The sequence below is a fragment of the Quadrisphaera granulorum genome (assembly GCF_003149145.1).
In the GTDB taxonomy this organism is placed as follows: domain Bacteria; phylum Actinomycetota; class Actinomycetes; order Actinomycetales; family Quadrisphaeraceae; genus Quadrisphaera; species Quadrisphaera granulorum.
The window spans coordinates 1-1,634 of the sequence record NZ_QGDQ01000072.1 but is presented as its reverse complement, the minus strand read 5'-3'; the positions used below and the strand labels follow the sequence as shown (position 1 = coordinate 1,634).

Here is a 1,634-nt window from a genome sequence, read left to right as displayed (position 1 = left end):
TGAACGGCTCTGGCCGGGGGCCGTCTCGGAGGAGGAAAATGGGGGCGGGTCGGGGCGGTTCGACGTCGGTGACGATTGGTGCTGACGAGCCCGTCCTTGAACGTGACGCGGGAGCACCCTCAGGAGTTTCGGATTGTCGCCCCGCACACCAGCCCAGGCCGCTTCGGCTGCCGGTGCTGGTAGCGGTGAGCACGTGAGTGATCGTCGTAGACCTGTGGTGGTCCCAGCCGCACCGACCCACCCCAAGCAGGGGCGCGTCAGAGCCCCGGCACCACACGAGATCTGGCGGTTGAAGGGACCACGGGCATGGACGTCATCCACGAACGCGTCGCCGGGATCGACATCAGCAAGTCCGACATCAAGGTCTGCGTGCGCATCCCCGCACCGGCGGGCAAGAAGAACACCCGCGCCTTCAGCCACGAGGTCCGCACCTTCCCCACCACCCATTCGGGGTTGACCGCTGCCGCGGAGTGGGTCGGGTCGGCCGGGGTGAGTGTGGTGGCGATGGAGTCCACCGGGCAGTACTGGAAGCCGGTCTTCTACACCTTCGAAGCGCTGCTGGGCACCGCCGGGGTGAAGGTGTGGCTGGTCAACCCCTTCCACATCAAGAAGGTCCCCGGCCGCAAGAGCGACGTCACCGACGCGGTCTGGATCGCTCAGGTCACCGCCTGCGGCCTGATCAATCCCTCCTTCGTGCCCGACCCCATCACTCGCCAGGCCCGGATGCTGTCCCGGGCCCGGGAGGGGCTGGTGGTCGACCGCACCCGCGTCAAGCAGCGCATCCACGACCTGCTCACCGAAGCGGGGTTCCGCCTGTCCAGCGTGGCCACCGACATCTTCGGGATCTCTGGGCGGGCGATGCTGGCCGCGGTCATCAACGGCGAGGCGGACCCGGTCGCGCTGGCGGGGTTGGCCCGAGGCAAGTTGGCCGCCAAGACCGATGGCCTCATCGAGGCGATGACCACCTTCGCTGGCGCTTTCGATGAGACCACCCGCTTCCTGCTCAAGACCCAGCTGGAGCGTCTGGACGCCATCACCGCTGACATCGCCAAGATCGATGCTCAGTTGGAGGTGGTGCAGGCGCCCTTTCGTTGCACCATCGCCCGAGTGATCACCCTGCCGGGCGCCGGCGTGATCAGCGTGCGAGCGGTGCTGGCCGAGACCGGCGCGGACATGGCCGCGTTCGAGTCCGCGGAGGCGTTGTGTTCCTGGGCGGGGGTGTGCCCGGGTAACACCCAGTCCGGGGATCGGCGCGGTAATGGGGCTACCCGCCCGGGAAACCCCCACCTGAAGCGGGCCCTGCATCAGATCGCTGAAGCGGCGGTGCGAGTCAAGGACAGCTACTACCAGGGCCTGTACCAGCGGTTGAAGGCCAGGATGGACCGGGAGAAGGCGCTGATGGTGATCATGCACAAGATCCTCACCGCAATCTGGCACATGGTCAGGCGCGAACAGGAGTTCAACCCCACCCAGGTCCAAGCCCGCCCGATGGACGCCAAGGCCAAGGCCCGCGCTGCGCAGCGGTTGACCAAGAAGCTCGAAGGCCTCGGCTTCCACGTCGCTCTCACCGACGCCGAAGCCCAGGCCGCCTGAGTCACCTCCCAGCGCACCTCTCGGTCATTTTCGAGTGATCG

The 1,634-nt window shown here is 67.2% G+C and carries 1 protein-coding gene; it reads left to right on the top strand.

Annotation, left to right across the window (positions count from 1 at the left end; all coding sequences use genetic code 11):
• Positions 1 to 306 precede the first annotated feature (306 nt).
• Positions 307 to 1,593, top strand: a complete 1,287-nt coding sequence (locus BXY45_RS22725) for an IS110 family RNA-guided transposase (protein ID WP_109776808.1) — start codon at positions 307 to 309, stop codon at positions 1,591 to 1,593.
• The last annotated feature ends 41 nt before the right edge of the window (positions 1,594 to 1,634 follow it).

Coding starts and splice junctions, on each gene's coding strand:
- BXY45_RS22725 (WP_109776808.1), top strand. CDS start 307: ATGGACGTCATCCACGAACGCGTCGCCGGGATCGACATCAGCAAGTCC.